The organism is Streptomyces sp. HSW2009 (genome assembly GCF_040240285.1).
Classification (GTDB): Bacteria; Actinomycetota; Actinomycetes; order Streptomycetales; family Streptomycetaceae; genus Streptomyces.
Map to the genome: position 1 here is coordinate 1 of NZ_JBEHZD010000984.1, position 1443 is coordinate 1443.

2 protein-coding genes are annotated in these 1443 nt (G+C 75.1%); both read right to left on the reverse strand.

The window, feature by feature from the left end:
• Positions 1-73: 73 nt before the first annotated feature.
• A complete protein-coding gene (locus AAHZ94_RS34040; protein ID WP_349997550.1) occupies positions 74-319 on the reverse strand; it encodes a hypothetical protein in 246 nt (81 codons plus the stop codon).
• A 60-nt stretch (positions 320-379) separates the two neighbouring features.
• On the reverse strand, positions 380-1443 hold a 1064-nt coding region (locus AAHZ94_RS34045), incomplete at its 5' end, for a dihydrolipoamide acetyltransferase family protein (RefSeq protein WP_349997551.1).

Here is a 1443-nt window from a genome sequence, read left to right on the forward strand (position 1 = left end):
GACCCGCCCCGCACGGCTGCGCCCCGGGGTTGACCTCCCGTCCCGCCACGCCCGGGCGCGCCCCCCCGCCCGCTCAGCACAGGGCCAGACACACCCCCCCCCCCACCCCCCCCCCCCCCCCCCCCCCCGCCCCCCCCGCCCCCCCCCCCCCCCCCCCCCCCCCCCCCCCCCCCCCCCCCCCCCCCCCCCCCAAACCCCCCGGGCCCCGGCCGGGCCCCCCCCCGCCCCCGGGGCCCTCGGCCCGCTCTCCGGGTGCAGACGCCTCGGCCCCGCCGGCGCATGCACGCGGTGTTCGGTACAGCTCAGTACAGCCCAACACAACTCAGTGCTGCTCAGTACAACTCAGTGCTGCTCGCTCCGGGCCCGTCGGCCCGGACCGTCAGCCCCAGGTGATCAGGCGCTTGCCCGGGTCCTCCAGGACCGCGGCCACGTCCGCGAGCACCTTCGAGCCCAACTCTCCGTCCACCAGGCGGTGGTCGAAGGAGAGCGCGAGGGTGGTCACCTGCCGCGGCTTGACCTTGCCCTTGTGCACCCACGGCTGGAGCTTGATCGCGCCGACCGCGAGGATCGCCGACTCGCCCGGGTTGAGGATGGGCGTGCCGGTGTCGACGCCGAAGACGCCGACGTTGGTGATGGTCACCGTGCCGCCGGACATCGCCGCCGGCGTGGTCTTGCCCTCGCGGGCGGTGCTGACCAGGTCGGCGAGGGCCGTGGACAACTCGGGCAGCGTCTTGCGGCCGGCGTCCTTGATGTTCGGGACGATCAGGCCGCGCGGGGTGGCCGCGGCGATGCCCAGGTTCACGTAGTCCTTGTGCACGATCTCCTGGTTGGCCTCGTCCCAGGCCGCGTTGACCTCCGGGTTCCGCTTGATCGCCAGCAGGAACGCCTTCGCGACCAGCAGCAGCGGGTTGATCCGCAGCCCGGCGAGCTCCGGGTCCTGCTTGAGCTCCTGGACGAGCTTCATCGTGCGCGTGACGTCCAGCGTGATGAACTCGGTGACGTGCGGGGCCGTGAACGCGCTGGTGACCATCGCCTGCGCGGTGGCCTTCCGTACGCCCTTGATCGGCACCCGGCGCTCGCCGCCGGCCACCACGGGCTCGGCCTCGGCCGGCGCCGCGACCGGGGCCGCGGTGGGCTCGGCCGGCTGTGCCGCTGGCGCCACGGCCGCGCTGGCCGCCGCGTGCACGTCGGCGCGGGTGATGATGCCGTCCGCGCCGGTGGGCGTGACCGTCGCCAGGTCGATGCCGAGGTCCTTGGCGAGCTTGCGCACCGGCGGCTTGGCCAGCGGACGCGCACCACCCGTCGCGGGCTGCGGCACCGTGCCGGCGCGGTGTCTTATTAACAACTCCGAGCCCACGAGACCCCCAGCTATCGGGGTTTCGCGGGTGATGGGGGAAATAGAAGTGTGGGGGGGGGGGGGGGGGGGGGGGGGGGGGGGGGGGG